Origin of the sequence: Luteimonas salinisoli (assembly GCF_013425525.1) — a bacterium.
GTDB classification, from domain to species: Bacteria; Pseudomonadota; Gammaproteobacteria; order Xanthomonadales; family Xanthomonadaceae; genus Luteimonas; species Luteimonas salinisoli.
The window spans coordinates 23,513-40,055 of record NZ_JACCKA010000054.1; the positions used below are offsets into that span (position 1 = coordinate 23,513).

At 72.1% G+C, this 16,543-nt stretch carries 14 protein-coding genes; 6 read left to right on the forward strand and 8 right to left on the reverse strand.

Features of this window, described 5'->3' with window-relative positions:
- Nucleotides 1-200: 200 nt before the first annotated feature.
- Nucleotides 201-842 (reverse strand): response regulator, encoded by a 642-nt coding sequence (locus tag H0E84_RS08315; protein WP_180678245.1) that lies wholly within the window; start codon nt 840-842, stop codon nt 201-203.
- A 41-nt stretch (nt 843-883) separates the two neighbouring features.
- Complete coding sequence (locus H0E84_RS08320; RefSeq protein ID WP_180678181.1) at nt 884-2,083, reverse strand: sensor histidine kinase; 1,200 nt, start codon at nt 2,081-2,083, stop codon at nt 884-886.
- A 257-nt stretch (nt 2,084-2,340) separates the two neighbouring features.
- Between H0E84_RS08320 and H0E84_RS20180 the strand changes: the two genes are divergently transcribed.
- The 6 genes from H0E84_RS20180 to H0E84_RS08345 all read left to right on the forward strand — a co-directional run bounded on the left by H0E84_RS20180 (nt 2,341) and on the right by H0E84_RS08345 (nt 7,653).
- Nucleotides 2,341-2,937 (forward strand): GNAT family N-acetyltransferase, encoded by a 597-nt coding sequence (locus H0E84_RS20180; protein WP_219339644.1) that lies wholly within the window; start codon nt 2,341-2,343, stop codon nt 2,935-2,937.
- 2 nt (nt 2,938-2,939) lie between these two features.
- A complete protein-coding gene (gene minC, locus H0E84_RS20185) occupies nt 2,940-3,710 on the forward strand; it encodes a septum site-determining protein MinC (protein WP_345776290.1) in 771 nt (256 codons plus the stop codon).
- A gap of 154 nt (nt 3,711-3,864) precedes the next feature.
- Nucleotides 3,865-4,674, forward strand: a complete 810-nt coding sequence (gene minD / locus H0E84_RS08330; RefSeq protein ID WP_180678183.1) for a septum site-determining protein MinD — start codon at nt 3,865-3,867, stop codon at nt 4,672-4,674.
- A gap of 3 nt (nt 4,675-4,677) precedes the next feature.
- Nucleotides 4,678-4,941 (forward strand): cell division topological specificity factor MinE, encoded by a 264-nt coding sequence (gene minE / locus H0E84_RS08335; protein ID WP_180678184.1) that lies wholly within the window; start codon nt 4,678-4,680, stop codon nt 4,939-4,941.
- 162 nt (nt 4,942-5,103) lie between these two features.
- Nucleotides 5,104-5,562 carry a hypothetical protein gene (locus tag H0E84_RS08340; RefSeq protein WP_180678185.1) on the forward strand — a complete coding sequence of 153 codons (459 nt, stop codon included), beginning with the start codon at nt 5,104-5,106 and terminating at the stop codon, nt 5,560-5,562.
- Nucleotides 5,563-5,703: 141 nt separating this feature from the next.
- Nucleotides 5,704-7,653 carry a M2 family metallopeptidase gene (locus H0E84_RS08345; protein ID WP_180678186.1) on the forward strand — a complete coding sequence of 650 codons (1,950 nt, stop codon included), beginning with the start codon at nt 5,704-5,706 and terminating at the stop codon, nt 7,651-7,653.
- A 206-nt stretch (nt 7,654-7,859) separates the two neighbouring features.
- On the opposite strand, the gene H0E84_RS08350 is transcribed toward H0E84_RS08345, so the two are convergent.
- The 6 genes from H0E84_RS08350 to H0E84_RS08375 all read right to left on the reverse strand — a co-directional run bounded on the left by H0E84_RS08350 (nt 7,860) and on the right by H0E84_RS08375 (nt 16,508).
- Nucleotides 7,860-9,119 carry a multidrug effflux MFS transporter gene (locus H0E84_RS08350; RefSeq protein ID WP_345776291.1) on the reverse strand — a complete coding sequence of 420 codons (1,260 nt, stop codon included), beginning with the start codon at nt 9,117-9,119 and terminating at the stop codon, nt 7,860-7,862.
- On the reverse strand, nt 9,116-9,550 hold the full coding sequence (locus tag H0E84_RS08355) for a VOC family protein (RefSeq protein WP_180678187.1): 435 nt from the start codon (nt 9,548-9,550) through the stop codon (nt 9,116-9,118). Before H0E84_RS08355 ends, H0E84_RS08350 begins: the two co-directional genes overlap by 4 nt.
- Before the next feature lie 263 nt (nt 9,551-9,813).
- On the reverse strand, nt 9,814-11,010 hold the full coding sequence (locus H0E84_RS08360; protein WP_180678188.1) for a Wadjet anti-phage system protein JetD domain-containing protein: 1,197 nt from the start codon (nt 11,008-11,010) through the stop codon (nt 9,814-9,816).
- Nucleotides 11,007-14,441: an SbcC/MukB-like Walker B domain-containing protein gene (locus H0E84_RS08365; RefSeq protein ID WP_180678189.1), complete on the reverse strand. Its 3,435-nt coding sequence runs from the start codon at nt 14,439-14,441 to the stop codon at nt 11,007-11,009. Before H0E84_RS08365 ends, H0E84_RS08360 begins: the two co-directional genes overlap by 4 nt.
- Nucleotides 14,428-15,063 (reverse strand): DUF4194 domain-containing protein, encoded by a 636-nt coding sequence (locus H0E84_RS08370; protein ID WP_180678190.1) that lies wholly within the window; start codon nt 15,061-15,063, stop codon nt 14,428-14,430. The genes H0E84_RS08365 and H0E84_RS08370 overlap by 14 nt, the downstream gene beginning before the upstream one ends.
- Complete coding sequence (locus H0E84_RS08375; protein WP_180678191.1) at nt 15,060-16,508, reverse strand: Wadjet anti-phage system protein JetA family protein; 1,449 nt, start codon at nt 16,506-16,508, stop codon at nt 15,060-15,062. The genes H0E84_RS08370 and H0E84_RS08375 overlap by 4 nt, the downstream gene beginning before the upstream one ends.
- Nucleotides 16,509-16,543 lie beyond the last annotated feature (35 nt).

The window sequence follows — 16,543 nt, forward strand, 5'->3', positions numbered from 1 at the left end:
CGGGCGAGCAAGCCGCGAACGGTACCACGCCGCGTGCGCAGCGCCCATCCCCGCCTGCCGCCGGGCCGCGGCAACGGCGCGCATGCCCCGGCCGCGATCCGCGGGAACGGCCGGCGCCGTGACGCCGCAGAGCCGGGCCTGCTCGGCTGCGCGGGCTCCGCCCCCCGTAGAGCCGAGCTCGCTCGGCTGCGCGGGCCGCCTCAGACCAGCTTGAGTTCGAAGGCCTTGAGGACCGCGCGGGTGCGGTCGCGGACGCCGAGCTTCGAAAGAATGTTGGAGACGTGGTTCTTGATGGTCCCCTCGGCCACGCCCAGCGAGTTCGCGATCTCCTTGTTCGAGAAGCCCCCCGCCATCAGCCGCAGGATCTCGGTCTCGCGGTCGGTCAGCGGATCCGGGCGGTCCAGGCTGACGAAATCGTTGCGCATGTGCTCCAGACCGGAAAGCAGCCGCTGGGTCATCGCCGGCTGCACCAGCGAGCCGCCCCCGGCCACCGTGCGGATCGCCCCGACCAGTTGCTCCAGCGACACGTCCTTGAGCAGATAGCCCTTGGCGCCCGCCTTCAGCCCGGCCAGCACCAGCTGGTCGTCGTCGAAGGTGGTCAGGATGATGGTCGGCGGCAGCTGCCCCAGGCGCGACAGGTTCTGCAGCGCCTCCAGCCCCGACATCACCGGCATGCGCATGTCCATCAGCACCACGTCGGGGGCGGCCTGCGGCACGACCTCCATCGCCTGCTTGCCGTCGCTCGCCTCCGCCACCACCTCGATGCCGCCGTCGAGCGCCAGCAGCGAGCGGATGCCCTGCCGCACCAGCGTTTGGTCGTCCACCAGACATACGCGGATCATCGCCTTCTCCCGTTGCTCGTCACTCGCCTCGCGGCGTTCGTTCATTGCCCGGCCGCCGCGGCCAGCGGCTCGGCCGGCTCGCACAGCGGCAGCCGGATGTGCAGCGCGAACCCCGCGCCCGGCGCGGTCTCGATCTCCACGGTGCCGCCGTACGCCGCGAGCCGCTCGCGCATCCCGCGCAGCCCGTTGCCGACCGCGGCGATCTCCGCGCCGCGCCCGTCGTCCCGCGCGTCCAGCTGCAGCACCCCGCGGCGCACACTGTAGCCGAGCCGCAGCCTGCCGGCCTCGGCGTGGCGGACCGCGTTGGTGATGATCTCCTGGGTGCAGCGCAGCAGCACGTGGGCGCGCTCGGCATCGTCGATCAGGAACGGTTCCGGCATCTCCATGTCCACCCGCAGGCCCGGCACGTTCTCGGCCAGCGGGCGCAGCGTGGCCACCATGTCGATGGCATCGTCGTCGCGCAGCTGGCTGACCGCTTCGCGCACGTCGCTGAGCAGCAGCTTGGCCAGCGTGTGCGCCTGGCTCACGTGCTCCTGCGCCGGCCCGCTGGTCAAGTGATTGGCCACCTCGAGATTGAGGCTGAGCGCGGTGAGGTGATGGCCCAGCAGGTCGTGCAGCTCGCGCGAGATCCGGGTGCGCTCGTTGACGCGCACGCTCTCGGCCAGCAGCGCGCGGGTGGCGCGCAGCTCGGAGTTGAGCCGGCGCTGCTCGTCGCGGGCCTGGGTCTGCTGTCGCGCCACCAGCCCGGTGACGAAGGCGAAGCCGGTGAAGCCCACGTACAGCCCGGCCTGCAGCACCGCCTCGCCCCAGGAAAAATCGAAACCGCGCACGTAGACCGGCACGATCACCAGTTCGCACAGCACCAGCAGCGCCACTCCGGCCCACAGCGGCAGCAGCCACGGCAGCACGCAGGCCACGACCATCAGCAGGATGCTGCCCAGCCCGCTCTGGCTGTAGTAGCTGATGGCGATCGCGCTGGCGGCCAGCAGCAGCACCAGGCCGTGGTCGACCGCAGTGATCCGGCGTTCGCCCAGGCTGCGGGTCAGCCAGGCATAGCAGAAGCCGAACATCGCCCAGGCCACCCATACCCGCCAGCGCCCGATCGCCAGCGCCGGCTCCTGGGCCATCGTGACCTGCTCGACCGGCATCAGGGTCAGCATGACCAGCGGCAGGCCGATCACCCCCCAGGTGAACATGCCGGCGTAGCGCAGCAGACGGTTGTGGTTCAGGTGCGCGATCATGTCCGGGCGGATGGCTGCCTTGGCGGCGTGGCCGCAGAACGGGCCGGCGGGGGCCCGGCGCGGCAGGGTGCCGTGCGCCGTGCCGATGGTAGGCGCAAACGCGTCGCCGCGGGCCCACCAGAAGTCATGGCGGCGAGTCGCCGGGGCCTGCCCGTCATGCGATAATCCCCGTTCCGCACGCGCGCCCGGCGCGCCGCGGCGGCCCGGCGGCGCCATGCCGCGGCCAATCCGTGTCGAAGCAGCGAGGAAGTCAGGCAATGTCGATCGTCATCCGCGACGTGCGCGAGCACGAGCTGGATTCCATCCTCGCCCTCAACAACGCCGCTGGCCCGACCATCCTGCCGCTGGACGCTTCCCGCCTGAAGCGCTTCTTCGACACCGCCGAGTACTTCCGTGTCGCCGAGCGCGACGGCAACCTCGCCGGCTTCCTGGTCGGCTTCGGTTCGGATTCCGGCCACGACAGCAGCAATTTCCGCTGGTTCGCCGGGCAGTACGGACCGTTCTTCTATATCGACCGCATCGTCGTCGCCAGCCGCCGCCGCGGCGGCGGCGTCGGGCGAGCGTTCTACGCCGACGTGCAGAGCTATGCCGAGGTGCGCTACCCGCTGCTGGCCTGCGAGGTGTTCATCGAGCACGACAACGACCCGGCGCGGCTGTTCCACGGCGCCTTCGGGTTCCACGAAGTCGGCCAGCACGTCATGCCCGAAACCGGCGTGCGCGCCTCGATGCTGACCAAGGAGCTGTGCAGCTACGCCTGGGTCCGCGAGCGTTACGGCGACACCCTGCCGGACGCCGCCTGGCTGCAGCGCTCCCGGCACCTGCCCGGGCCGGCGCAGCGCTCGACGGGAACCTGAGCGTGGCGGCCAGTCCCGACTACGAACCCGCAGGCGAGCTGAAGTTCGGCCAGGTCGGCATCGCCAACCTGCGGGTGCGCACGCTCGATCCCGAGCGCTTGGCCGAGGAGATGCGCGACCGGGTCCGGCGCGCACCCAACCTGTTCGCGCGTGCGGCGGTGGTGGTCGACTTCGGCGGCCTCGCCGCCACTCCCGACGCGGCCGGCGCCCGCGCCCTGCTCGATGCCCTGCGTGGGGCCGGCGTGCTGCCGGTCGCGCTGGCCTGGGGCAGCAGCGACAACGGCCGCCTGGCCGAGGAGATCGGCCTGCCCCTGCTGGCCAAGTTCCGTGCCCAGTACGAGCGCGACGGCGGAGCCGGCGCCCCGGCGCCCGCGCCCTCCGGTCCCACCCCCGCCGCACCGGCGCCCGCCAGGCCGGCCGCCCCCGCCCCTGCGGGCGCCCCGCAGCCCGGCCTGGTGCAGGCCGGCGCGGTCCGCTCCGGCCAGCAGATCTACGCAGACAACCGCGACCTGACCGTGCTCGGCGCCGTCGGCGCCGGCGCCGAGGTCCTGGCGGACGGCTCGATCCATATCTACGGCCCGCTGCGCGGCCGCGCCCTGGCCGGCGCCCAGGGCAACCCGAAGGCGCGGATCTTCTGCCGCGTGTTCCAGGCCGAGCTGGTAGCCGTGGCCGGCCACTACAAGGTGCTCGACGACATCCCCAAGGACCTGCAGGGCAAGGCCGTACAGGTCTGGCTGGAAGACGAAGAACTCAGGATCGCCGCGTTGGAATGAGGCCCGTGATTCGAAGGTACGTGATTCGCGATTGGCGATTCGTGATCTGATAGAAGCCCAGCCTGCGCCACGAATCGTCGACTCCGAGCTCCAGCTGCGAATCACCAATCACCAAATCACGAATCAACGAATCAACGAATCCCGGAGAACGAAATTGGCCGAAATCATCGTAGTCACGTCCGGCAAGGGCGGCGTCGGCAAGACCACCACCAGCGCCAGCCTCGCCAGCGGCCTGGCGCGCCGCGGCAAGAGGGTCGCGGTGATCGACTTCGACGTCGGCCTGCGCAACCTCGACCTGATCATGGGGTGCGAGCGCCGGGTGGTCTACGACTTCGTCAACGTGGTCACCGGCGAGGCGTCGCTCAAGCAGGCGCTGATCCGCGACAAGCGCTTCGACAGCCTGCACGTGCTGGCCGCCTCGCAGACCCGCGACAAGGACGCCCTGACCCGGGAAGGCGTCGAGCGGGTGCTCAAGGAGCTGGCCGACGACGGCTTCGACTACATCGTCTGCGACTCGCCGGCCGGCATCGAGAAGGGCGCGTTCCTGGCGATGTACTTCGCCGACCAGGCGGTGGTGGTGGTCAACCCGGAAGTGTCCTCGGTGCGCGACTCCGACCGCATCCTCGGCCTGCTGGCGTCGAAGACGCGCCGCGCCGAGAACGGCGAGCGGGTCAAGGAATTCCTGCTGCTGACCCGCTACAGCCCGTCGCGGGTGGGCACCGGCGAGATGCTGTCGATCGGCGACGTCGAGGAGGTGCTGGGCCTGAAGACGATCGGCGTCATTCCGGAATCCCCGGATGTGCTCAACGCTTCCAACAAGGGCGAGCCGGTGATCCTGGACATGGAATCCAGCGCCGGCCAGGCCTACGACGACGCCGTCGCCCGGCTGATGGGCGAGGAGCGTCCGATGCGCTTCACCCAGGTGGAGAAGAAGGGCTTCTTCACCAAGATCTTCGGGGGTTGAGGCATGGGGCTGTTCGATTTCCTCAAGACCAAGAAGAACACCGCGTCGATCGCCAAGGAGCGGCTGCGCATCATCGTCGCCCAGGAACGCAGCAGCCGCGGTGCGCCCGACTACCTGCCCATGCTGCAGCGCGAGCTGCTCGAGGTGATCCGCAAGTACGTCAGCGTCGATGCCGAGGCGGTGAAGGTGGACCTGGTGAAGGACGGCGCCCACGACGTGCTCGACATCTCGGTGTCGCTGCCGGACGAGCGCCCCTCGGCCGCCTGAGCGCATCGCCGGGGCGGCCCTGCCGGCCCCCTCGGCGCCCCGACCATGACGGCCCGCGCCTCCATCGCCCCGACGCCGCCGCCAGCGGCCGACGCCCCGCCCGCGCCGGGCCGTCCCGCGCAAGCCGATGGGGCGCCGTCCGCGAGCGCCCCCTCCCCCGCCGTGCTGTGCCTGCGCGACATCGGCTTCGCGGCTGCCGCCGGACTCCTGGCGCGCCACGGCCTGGTGCTGCACGGCGTCGCCGACGGCGCGCCGATTCCGGGCAGCTACTGGGGCGAGCCGGAGGCCGGCGTGATCGGCAGCGCCGTCCACGCGCGCGCCGATACCCCGGTGCATTCGCTGCTGCACGAGGCCTGCCACCTGATCGTGCTCCCGCCAGATCGCCGCGCCATGGTGCACACCGACGCCACCGACTCGGTCGCCGAGGAGGACGCCGCCTGCTACCTGCAGGTCCTGCTGGCCGACGTCCTGCCCGGCGTCGGCCGCGAGCGGCTGATGGCCGACATGGATGCCTGGGGCTACAGCTTCCGGCTGGGCAGCACCCGCGCCTGGTTCGAGCACGACGCCGGGGACGCGCACCTGTGGCTGCAGCAGCGCGGCCTGCTGCCCGCGGGCGCCTGAGCGCCCGCAAGGGCGCGAGGACCGCCGACGGACCGTTCCGGGCGACGGCCGCGCGGGCCCGCCGATCCGCACTTGCGGGCGCCCCGACGCCGCTCTAGCCTGCCCGTTCCGCCTGTCGACGCCCCCATTCAGGAAATCGCCGTGAATCATCGCAGACTCTGGGTCCTTGCCATCGCCGCCTGCCTCGCGCTGTCCGCCTGCAAGCGCGACGCCGCCACCGCCACCGACCCGGCGATCCCCGAGAACGAGACCGCGGACGAGTTCATCGCCCGGGTCGACGACGAGCTGCGCGCGATGTACCCCGAGCTGAGCGCCGCACAGTGGCTCTCCTCCACCTATATCAACGACGACAGCCAGCTGCTGGCCGCCAAGGCCAACGAGCGCTGGCTGACCGCGCTCAACGGCTGGATCGAGCAGGCGCGGCGCTTCGAGGGCCAGGACATGTCGCCGGCCACCGCACGCGCGATCGGTCTGCTCAAGCTCAGCACCGCGATGCCGGCGCCGCGCGACCCGCAGCGGCTGGCCGAGCTGACCCGCATCGCCACCCGCATGGAGGGCATGTACGGCGCCGGCGCCTATTGCGTGGGCGAAGGCGAGAATCAGAGCTGCCGCCAGCTCGGCGAGCTCGAGGAGGTGCTGCGCAAGAGCCGCGACCACGACGAGCAGCTGGACGCCTGGCAGGGCTGGCACTCGATCGCGCAGCCGATGCGCAAGGACTACGTGCGCTTCGTCGAGCTGGTCAACGAGGGCGCGCGCGACATGGGCTTCGCCGACGCCGGCGAGATGTGGCGCTCCGGTTACGACATGAGTCCGGGCGAGATCGCTGCCGAGACCGACCGTCTCTGGGGCCAGGTGAAGCCGCTCTACGAGCAGCTGCACTGCTATGCCAGAACCCGCCTGGAGGCCAAGTACCCCGACCGCGGCTCGGTCGACGGCCTGCTGCCCGCGCACCTGATGGGCAACATGTGGCAGCAGGACTGGAGCAACCTCTGGGACATCCTGCAGCCCTACGGCAGCGCCGGCACGCTCGACGTGAGCGCCGCGCTGGAGACGCAGTTCCGCGAAGGCCTGAACAAGCGCCTGGCGGCGGCCCGGGGATTGCCCGACGCCGTCGGCCGCGTCGAGATCGAGCGCCGCGCCGAGGCCGACATCGCCGAATCGATGACCCGCCGCGCCGAGGACTTCTACACCTCCCTGGGCATGCCGGAGCTGCCGGAGTCCTTCTGGCGGAAGAGCCAGCTGATCAAGCCGCGCGACCGCGACGTGGTCTGCCACGCCAGCGCCTGGCCGATGGACATGGCCGACGACGTGCGCATCAAGATGTGCATCCAGCCGAGCGAGGAGGACTTCACCACGGTCTACCACGAGCTGGGCCACATCTACTACTACATGGCCTACAAGGACCAGCCGCCGCTGTTCCAGGCCGGCGCCCACGACGGCTTCCACGAGGCCATCGGCGACACCATCGTGCTGGCGATGACGCCGCAGTACATGTCGACGATCGGCCTGGTCGAGGAACAACAGCAGAGCCAGGCCGCGCTGATCAACTCGCAGATGCGCATGGCGCTGTCGAAGGTGGCGTTCCTGCCGTTCGGGCTGATGATCGATCGCTGGCGCTGGGGCGTGTTCGGCGGCTCGATCGCCCCGGAGAACTACAACAGCGCGTGGTGGAACCTCAAGGCGCAGTACCAGGGCGTGGCCCCGGCCGACGCGCGCGGCGAGGACTTCTTCGACCCGGGCGCCAAGTACCACGTCCCCGGCAACACCCCGTACACGCGCTACTTCCTCTCGCACATCCTGCAGTTCCAGTTCTACAAGGCGCTGTGCGACGCCTCCGGCTACGACGGCCCGCTGTACGAATGCAGCTTCTACGGCAACGAGGCCGCCGGCGAGAAGTTCTGGGCGATGCTGGGCAAGGGCGCCAGCCAGCCGTGGCAGCAGACCCTCGAGGAACTGACCGGCGCGGGCACCATGGATGCCGCCGCGGTGCTGGAGTATTTCGCGCCGCTGCAGGACTGGCTGGAATCGCAGAACGAAGGCCAGGCCTGCGGCTGGCCGGCCCCGGCGCCGGTCGCCGCGAAAACCCCGTAGGCGCGGCGCACCATCGACGCCCGCGAATCGCGGGAGCGGCCCATGGCCGCAAAGGCCGCGGGCGGCTCCGGCGGGCCGGGCGGCGATTCCCGGCATGGTCCACCGCGCCGGCTTTCGCGTGCATGGCACGCTCCTACGGGCATGCGGCCGAGGCATCACGAACGACCGGCGCCGCATGGGCGCGGGCCGGGCGCGACTCGCGCGGCCTACATGTGGTCGGTCGGCTCCAGGCCAGCGGGGGACTTCGCGCAGGCCGGGCGGGTGCGGTCGCGGCGGACCTCCCAGCGCCAGAACAGCCAGCCCACCGCAAGGAACAGCGCCGCGGTCAGCGCCAGCGACATGCCGCTGCCGCTCACCAGCGGCGACAGCACCCCGGCGACGATCGCATTGAGCACCAGCCCGGTGAACGCCTGCAGCGACGAGGCGGAGCCGCGCTGGCGCGGGTACATGTCCAGGATCGCCAGGGTCACGATCGGGAACACCAGGGCGATGCCGAAGGAATTGAGCACCATCGGCAGCACCGCCCACGGCACCGTCGGGGCGTCGACCAGCAGGTAGTAGCCGATGTTGCCGGCGATCGCCACGCCGCTGCAGGCGAAGCCGATGTTGGCCAGCCGCGTCCCGCTGATGCGGCCGGCCGCCCGCCCCGCCACCCAAGACCCCACCAGCATGCCGCTGATCATCGGGATGAAGAACCAGCCGAACTGGTCCTCGCGCAGCCCCAGCAGGTCCATCACGAACGCCGGCGCCGAGGCGATGAACAGGAAAAGCGCCGAGAAGTTGAACGCCCCTGCCGCCGCCAGCCGCTGGAAGCGCGGATTGGTGAAGATGGCCACGTAGTCGCGCAGCAGGCGGCCGGGCACCAGCGAGCCGCGCGCCTCGCGCGGATGCGTCTCGGGCAGCCAGGTCCAGGTCGCCACCAGCAGCGCCAGCGAGAACAGCACCAGGAACCAGAAGATCGCCGGCCAGCGTTCCCAGCCCAGGATCCAGCCGCCGATCACCGGCGCGATCGCCGGGGCGATGCTGAAGATCATCATCACCTGGCTCATCAGCCGCTGCGCGTCGTCGCCCTGGTAGACGTCGCGGATCACCGCCCGCCCGACGATCAGCCCCACCCCCGCCGACAGCCCCTGCAGCGCGCGGAACGCCAGCAGCGTGCCCAGGTCCGGCGCCAGCGCGCAGCCCACCGAGGCGCCGGCGAACACCACCAGCCCGCCGAGGATGACGCTGCGCCGGCCGATCGCATCCGACAGCGGCCCATGCACGATGCTCATCAGCGCATACGCCACCAGATACACGCTGATGGTCTGCTGCATCGCCAGCTTGTCGGCGCCGAAGTCCCCGCCGATCTGCGCGAACGCCGGAAAGATCGTGTCGATCGAGAACGGCCCGAACATCGCCAACCCGGCCAGCAGCCAGGCCAGGCGGCGGCCGGGCGGCGCGGGCTTCGACGCGGCGCCGGTCACGCCGCCGGCCGCGGCGGGTCGGGCGGCCCTTTCAACTCGACCGCGTTGCCTTCCGGGTCGAGCAGGTATTGCGACGGGCCCTCGCCCTCGGCGCCGTAGCGCGAGCCGAACTCGCCGACCTCGACGCCGTGCGCCCGCAGGTGGGCGACGATGGCTTCGCGATCGAACGGGTCCACGCGCAGGCACAGGTGGTCCATGTTGCGGCCCTCGGCGCCAGGCGCCGCCCCGCCGGCGCGGCCGAGCTCGCCGTCGATATCGACCAGGTCGATCAGCGAATCGCCGGCGCGCAACTGCAGCAGGCCGATCGCTTCCTGCCGGTTCTCCACCGCACAGCCGAGCACGTCGCAGTAGAACGCCTGGATGCGCGCCACGTCGCGCACGCGCAACACGATGTGGTCGAGTCGAAGGGGGCGGAACGGCGGTGCGGTCATGGCGGTGGATCCATCCTGCGGGCGGTAGACGGGCAGTTTAAGCCTTGCGGCAGGAACGGACCGTTCGGCGGCCGCCGAACGATCGGCGGCACGCGACACCCGTAGGAGCGGCCCTTGGCCGCGAAGGCCGCGGGAACTCCGGCCGGGTCGGCGGTGATTCCAGACATGGCCTCCGCGCCGGCTTTCGCGTGCGTGGCTCTCTCCTACCGGGATGCCGACTCCTACCGGGATGCCGAGCATTCCGGGATCCGGGGATGCGAAGTTCATTCGCCGGGCCAGCGCATCGCGCCGAGGGCCTCCTGCTCCAACGTCAGGGGATGGCGGGCGAGCGCCGCGGCCACTTCGGGCCAACCGGCGCGCGCGGCCCATCGGCACATCCGCGCCAGAGCGGCGTCCGTCGGCCGTGCGGCGGCGGAGAGCGCCGCGCCCTCCAGGTCGTCTGGCGACATCTGCCAGGGCCTGAACTCCCGGCCGCTGGCCGTCGCTTCCCGGGACAGCACCGCCGCGATGCGGAAGCCGCCTTCGTCGATATCGCCCCAATGCCAGGCCGGAGCGCCCGCCGGCAGCCCCGCCAGCAGACGCCGATAGGCGACGCGCCACGCCGGCGACGGCATGCCGCCGGTATAGACCAGCAGCGCCCCGGCGCCCGGCGCGCGCACGGCGGCGTCATGGAAGCTGGCCAGATTCTCGATGCTCAGCAGGTAGCGGGCCGGCGTGCCGAGGCGCTCGATCGCCTGCGGCGCGACGCCGAGGAACGGCCGGAGAATCGGAACGGCGACGCCGCCCGCCACCACCTCGCCCTCGCCCGCCAGCAGCAGCGGCTGGGGTTCGCGCTTCAGCCCGAGTTCCGCCCACACGTCCTCGCGCGGCAGCCCGCTTGCAGCCAGCTCGCCGGTCACCAGGATCTCCAGCCAGGGCGTCAACCGCTCCAACCGCTTGCTGTCGCGGAACAGCCGCACGCTCTCGCGACGCAGGATGCGTTCGCGGCCGGGTTCCTCGTCGAGCGCCGCGGCGGCGAGGGCGGCATCGGCCAGGTCGGCCGCGGCCTCCGCATCCTGGCCGCGCACCCTGCGGCCCCGGCCCCAGCGCTCCAGCACCTCGGCGATCACCGGGAACCGCGCCACCCACGCCTCCAGCCGCTGCCGCGCCTCACCCGTCCGCTCGTCCAGCAGCCGCACGCCCAGGTGGCGCGCCAGCGCCCCCGGGTCGGTCACGGTGAGCCGCTGCAGTTTCGAGCCATCGCCCGACCTCGCGCGCTGCACCCCGATCGCGCCGGCACGCTCTGCCAGCGCGATCTCGGCATGGAAGGTCTCCAGTTCCTCCAGCGTGCGCAGACCGAGGTATTCCCCCGCACTGGCCTGGCTGCCCATCGGCAGCGACGCGGCGCCGGCCGCCCCGCGCAGCCGCGCGCGCTCGGCGCGCTGCAGCAACCGCTCCAGCACGCGCCGGGCCGGACTCACGCCGACGACCGTTCGCGCGCGATCCGCGCGGCCTCGTCGGCAAGCAGCTCCGGATGCAGGTCGAACTGGTCGCTGCGCAGCAGCTCCCGGGCCGCCTCGGTCACCTCGACGTGCTCCACCTGCACCAGGTCGTCGTCGCGGAACAGCTCGATGTAGCCGTCGAGCACGCCGCTCAGCGTGCCCTGGGCGGTGTCGGGGGCCGCCAGCACCAGCTGCAGCCCGAGCGAGCGCAGGTAGTTGGTGGTGGCGCGGGCGTTCTGCGCGTCGATCTTGTCGCCGAACTCGTCGAGCAGGATCAGCCCCAGCCCGCCGGGATGCACATCGCTCTTGCCGTAGGCCGCGGCCAGCGCGGCGCCGGCGATCACGTACAGCGGCGCGCGGTGCTCGCCGCCCGAGCCCGAGCGCATGCGCTCGCTCAGCGTGCCGATCACCCGGTCGTCCTGCTGGATCTGCACCTCGAAGCGGAAGAAGCGCCGGTAGTCGTCCAGCGGCGAGGCCGCGGCGCCGCGCAGCGCGGCGCTGTCCTCGATCAGGTCGCGGAACGCCGGCGGTACCTCGCCGGCGCTGCCGAACAGGCCGTCCTCGGCGCCCAGGTCTGTGGCGCGCTTGATGAAGCCGTGCAGCTCGCGGAACTCGGGCAGCACCTCGAAGTGGAACCGGTAGCGCTCGTTGTTGGAGAACGCCGGGCTGTTGCGCAGGGTACGGTTGAGGGTGGTGATCTGCTCGCGCAGGCGGCTGAAATTGTCGTACAGCGCCGAGGCCACGTTGGCGCGGAACGTCTCCACCGCGGTGTCGTAGGCTTGCGCAGCCTGGCCCTGGTAGCGCACCAGTTCGGTGCCGCGCAGGTACTCGAGCTCGCGCTCCATCAGCGCGTGCGCCGGCCGCCACTGGTCCGGCTCGAACTCCGGTTCGACGCCATGGTCCTTCGCGTACTGCGACAGCGCGCTCCAGGCGTCGGGCAGCGCACGCTGCAGCTGGGCCAGGGCGTCGGCCGCGCGCTCCTCGCAGCGCTGCTTGCGCTCCTCGAGTGCGGGATGCTTGCCGTCGAGTTCCTCGCGCTGCCGCTCCACCCGGTTGGGGTCGACGTCCGGATCGCCGAAGGCCTCCACCGCGCGCCGCGCCGCGAGTTCCACCTGCGCGCCGAGCCAGGCGAGCCGTTCGGCCGACTGCTTCGCCACGTTCGCCGTTTCGCGCGCATCGCCGGCAAGCTGCTCGATGCGCATCTCGCCGGCCGCGATCCGCGCCTGCAGCTCCCGCACCGCCTCGCCCATGCGCACCAGGTCGGGATCGGCGGCCGCGTCGTGGCCCTCGCGCGCGCTGCGATAGCGCTGCTCCAGCTTGCGATGCTCCAGCGCGCGATCGTGCAGCGCCTGGGCGAACCCGCCGTCCGCGGCCAGACGCGCCAGCCCGCGCTGGCAGGCTTCCGCATGCTGCACCCCGGGCTCCATGCGGCGCACCTCCGCTTCGGCGGCAGCGAGTTCCTCGCGCTGGGCGCGGGCGCGCGCGCGGTTGTCGGACGCGCCGATCTTCCATTCCGCCGCCGCCACCGGGCGCAGCCGCTCAATGCTGCCGCCCTTGGCCAGCACGCCGTCGCGGCTCAGACCGCGGCGGCTCCGGATCAGCTCGACCTCGGTCTCCACGCGACACAGGTCGCCGAGCTGGCGGCGCAGGAACGCCACCGCGTCGGCGTCGGTGCCGTCGAGCAGCGCCGCGACGCTGTCGGACGCGGGCTCGCCGCGTTCGCGCATCGCGCGTGCCTGGCTCGGCAGGGCCAGCTTGACGCCGTACACCGCGCGGCCGCCCTGCAGCGAGCGGTACAGCTTCACCGCGCGCTCCTCGTCCTCCAGCGGCACCAGCAGCGCCTCGACGTTGCTGCGCAGGTAGGCCTCGATCGCCCCCTGCCACGCCGTATCGGTCACCCGCACCAGGTCGCACACCGGGCGCGCGACGATGCCCGCGTCCTGCAGGTAACCCATCAGCCGCCCGACGTCTGGATGCAGTTCGGCCTGCCCCGCGGCCAACCGCTTCTGGTTGAGTCGCGCGGTCGCGAGCCGCTCGCGGGCCTTCTCGAACGCGGCGCGGCTCTCGCGGGCATGGCCTTCCACCGCCGCCACCAGCGGAACGGCCGCGGCCAGTGCCTGCTGCGCCTGGGCGTGCAACGCCTCCGGCGTCCACGGCAGCGCTGCGTCGCCGGGCAGGCCGACCAGCAGGTCGTACCACGCCTCCCAGGCAGCAGCGGCGTTGCGCAGCGCGGTGGCGTCGACGGTGGGCAGTTCGAGCCGGCCGATGTCGCGCAGGCGCTCGCGCACGAACGAGATCTCGGCCAGCAGCTCGCGCTGCAGCCGCTGCAGCTGCTCGCGATCGCGCCCGGCCAGTTCGTCGAACCGCGCCTGCTCGCCGTAGCCGGCGCTGCCCTGCAGCCGGGCGTTGGTGCGTTCGTAGTCCTCGCGGGCCAGGTCGCGGTCGGCGCGCACCCCTTCCAGCTCGCGCCCCACCGCGGCCTCGCGCGCGCGCGCCGCCTCTAGCGCCTCCTCGGCGGTCGCCACCTGTTCCTCCAGCAGATCGCGCGCGTACTCGGCGCCCAGCGCCCGATACGACGCCGCCCGCACCGCATGCGCGGCGACCCTGGCGTACTGCCGCTCCACGCCCTCGGCCGCCTCGATGCGCTGCGCCAGCTGCTCGATGCGCTCCTTGATCTGGCGGAAGGTGTCGAGCAGCCCGCGGAAGCGCGCGACGTCGGTCGGCCGGTCCTCGGCCACCAGGGTGCGCACCCATAGGTCGATGTCGTCCTGCTTCTGCAGGTTGAGCGCGTTCTGGGACGCCTTGCGGTAGGCGTTGACGTCCGGGTGCAGGCCCGGCGCCGCACGCAGGCGCAGCAGCAGGTCCCTGACGAAGCGTTCGCTGGTGGTGTGCAGCTCGATGCCGGTGCCGGCCTCGCGGCAGCGGCGCACCGCCAGTTCGCGGAACGAGGCCCAGGCCAGGGGCAGTTCCTTGCCGCCTGCGCGCTCCAGGTGTTCGTCCAGCTCCAGCGCCACCCCTGGCAGCAGGTACATGCCGTGCACCCGGTGCTCGGGCTCGTCGGCCGACGCGCCCAGGGCGATGCCCGCCGTCAGCGGCATGCCGCTGGCCTGGTCGCGGAATACCAGGCTGATGTAGGTGGTGGCGGTGCGGCGCTTGCGACCGTCCTCGCCGCTGCGGTAGGTACCCAGGCAGTAGTCGCGGATGGTGCGCGCGCGGTGGCTGCCGCCGGCCTGGGCGTTGAAGCGGATGCGCCCGCGGTCGCCGCCGAGCAGCACGATCTGCAGCGCGTCGAGCAGCGCGCTCTTGCCGGCGCCGTTGGGAGCGATGATGGCGGTAGTGGTGTCGAGTCGCAGGGTCTGCGCCTCGAACAGGAAGAACTGCACCAGGTGCACGCGCTCAAGCAGCTGCATCGTCGTCCTCCGCGGTCGCGTCGTCGCCGTCGTCCGCGTCATCGGCGTTGTGCTGGTCCAGCCGCTGCAGCCACTGCTCGCCGACGATCTCGACGATCGCCGGCCGCACCAGCAGATGGAACGGCTGCGGGTCGTCGCCCTCCGACTCCACCAGCCGGCACACGCCCCAGCGCCGCAGCGCCCGCGCCAGCTGGCGTAGCGCGCCGACCTCGGGCATGGCGCGCCCGGCCAGCGCCTGGTAGGCCTCCTGCAGTTCGGGCAGCTCGGCCACCACCTCGCCGTGCTCCTCGATCCTGCCCTGGCGGAAGGCCTCGTCGTAGCGCTGGCGCAGCACCAGCAACAGCAGGGTTTCCTCCAGCGTGACCGGGGTGCCCTCGGCATGCGCGGGCAGTGCCACCAGGTAGCGGTGCTGGGCGTTGCGCTGCAGGCGGATGCCCAGCGGCTGCAGCGCCGTCGCGAAATCCTCCAGGTGCGCCTCGACCAGGTGGTAGGCCACCTTCGAGCCGCGGTCGGCGGCGTACAGCACCTGCTCGGTCACCAGGCGGTAGGCGGCGCGCTCGAAATCCTGCACCGAATACATGCCGTTGGAGGACTGGCTGAGCGTGTTCCAACTGCGCTTCATGCGGAATTCCGGATGCGTTCGACGACGAAGCGCGGCGCGCGCAGGTAGCGCCCGGCCGAGCCCGGCCCATTATCGTCGCCGCCGTCGAGCAGTTCGACCCGGAAGCCGCGCTGCAGCCGCGACAGCGGATCCTCGCGGCGCAGGCCGCCCAGGCGATGGCCGCGCAGCGCCAGGGTGACCAGCACCTGGTAGGCGCGCAGGTCCGCGATCGAGGCGATGTCCAGGCGGGTGGACTCGACGCGGCCCTCGGTCGGCAGATGGCGGCCGACGTAGCCCGCCAGGTCCTCGGCGGTGACCAGGCGCGACCGCTTCATCCGCCGCAGCAGGGCCAGGCGCGCCAATTGCTCGGGCGTGGGCGGGGTGGTGGCGTTCGCCGAGCGCGGGATCGGCCGCGGCCGGCGCCGTGGCGGGCGCAGCCGGTCCGCGTCCATCAGCCCTCCCGGGCCGACCGGCAGCCGCAGCGCCTCCTCCGGCGCGCGCTGCACGCCCTGGAACGCCCGCCGCAGCAGCACGTCGAGCCGGTCCGGCGCGCGCAGGCGGTAGTCGAGAAAGGCCAGCGCGCGCCGGTTGGCCTGGCGGATGTCGTCGTCCAGCCGCGCCAGGTAGTCGTCGATGCGATCGAGCTCGTACAGCCGCCGCAGACTGCGGTTCAGGCGCGACTCCGCGCGCACCGCGTCGCCCGCCGCGACGTGGGCGCGATACCAGGCCAGCAGCCGCCCTCGAAGCTCCGTGCCCTCCACCTCGCGCGCCATCGCCAGGATCGCGCTGCGCCGCGCCAGCGGATGGTCGGCGCGGTGCAGCTCGGCGTAGTCGCCGATGAAGAACTCGCCGACGTAGCGCTCGAACCACGCGCGCGCGAACTGCGCGGTGGTTTCGGCGCGGCTGAGCTCGGGCATCAGGTCGCGCACCTGCAGGCTCATCGAGGACAGCGAAACCAGCAGCCGCCGCGCCTGGTCGGCGGCCTCCTCCAGCGCCTCGCCGCCGGCCTTGCCCTGCACCACCTGCTGCAGCTGCAGCTCGATCGAGCGCACTTTCGCCGAGACGAAGGTCGGCCCCAGCTCGCAGAAGCCGATCAGCGTCGACAGCAGCTGCGCCGCCACCGGCGGCATGGACACCATCTCGCGCGCGCCCAGGCGCTCCTGGCGCAGCCAGCCCGCGGCGCGGAAACGCTCGTAGATGCCGTTGGCGCGCACGTTGAGCGGCGCATCGGGCGCCTCGCCGTCCTCGTCCTCCCAGGGGTCGTCGCTGAGCAGGTAGCGCTCCACCGCCGCGGTGATCTCGCGGCGCGGGATGCCGTGGCTGGGCGGCACCGGCGCATCGGGGCCGAAGAACTCGTCGAACAGCCGGCACAGCAGCTGCCAGTAGTGCTCGCGGTTGGCCGACGCCAGCGGGCCGAACAGGCCGCCGGGGATCAGCTCGAACAGGGCGGGTGGGGGCTGGGACATGGTGGCGATCGGTATGTTCGGCGGCCTGGGGCGCG

Coding starts and splice junctions, on each gene's coding strand:
- H0E84_RS08375 (WP_180678191.1), bottom strand. CDS start 16,508: ATGTCCCAGCCCCCACCCGCCCTGTTCGAGCTGATCCCCGGCGGCCTG.
- minE (WP_180678184.1), top strand. CDS start 4,678: ATGGGGCTGTTCGATTTCCTCAAGACCAAGAAGAACACCGCGTCGATC.
- H0E84_RS08320 (WP_180678181.1), bottom strand. CDS start 2,083: ATGATCGCGCACCTGAACCACAACCGTCTGCTGCGCTACGCCGGCATG.
- H0E84_RS08315 (WP_180678245.1), bottom strand. CDS start 842: ATGATCCGCGTATGTCTGGTGGACGACCAAACGCTGGTGCGGCAGGGC.
- H0E84_RS08370 (WP_180678190.1), bottom strand. CDS start 15,063: ATGAAGCGCAGTTGGAACACGCTCAGCCAGTCCTCCAACGGCATGTAT.
- H0E84_RS08355 (WP_180678187.1), bottom strand. CDS start 9,550: ATGACCGCACCGCCGTTCCGCCCCCTTCGACTCGACCACATCGTGTTG.
- H0E84_RS08365 (WP_180678189.1), bottom strand. CDS start 14,441: ATGCAGCTGCTTGAGCGCGTGCACCTGGTGCAGTTCTTCCTGTTCGAG.
- H0E84_RS20180 (WP_219339644.1), top strand. CDS start 2,341: ATGTCGATCGTCATCCGCGACGTGCGCGAGCACGAGCTGGATTCCATC.